This is a genomic window from Pseudoalteromonas sp. GW168-MNA-CIBAN-0100, from assembly GCF_040309225.1.
Lineage (GTDB): Bacteria > Pseudomonadota > Gammaproteobacteria > Enterobacterales > Alteromonadaceae > Pseudoalteromonas > Pseudoalteromonas arctica.
In genome coordinates, this window is the sequence record NZ_JBEOOL010000329.1 from 1 (window position 1) to 318 (window position 318).

The 318-nt window shown below is 43.1% G+C and carries 1 pseudogene; it reads right to left on the reverse strand.

From position 1 onward, the window contains the following. A pseudogene (locus tag AAEY62_RS21340) lies at positions 1-318 on the reverse strand (MSHA biogenesis protein MshI); the annotation flags it as partial.

Below are 318 nucleotides of genomic sequence, written 5' to 3' on the forward strand. Positions count from 1 at the left end.
GCTGTGCTAGGTCTAGGGTTGGTTTAAAATCAATCACTTTAACTTGTAAAAACTCAGCCAACTCTGCTCTAAGTGTTAGTGACGTCAAATCGTCACACTGTAGCTGAATACTGCGAATAGGTGGCTGCTTCAACTGGCTCTCAAAAAAGTCCATAGAACGCTGAATTTCAAGTCCAAATGCCTCTACCAACTCTTGGCTTTGATCTTTATCTGACATACCCAGTAAGCCATTTAAACGCCGAGTAAGTAATAGCTGCCCATCGCGAATAATTAAAATACGTGGCTCAAAGCTGGCATGCTGCACAATGAGCATGTGGG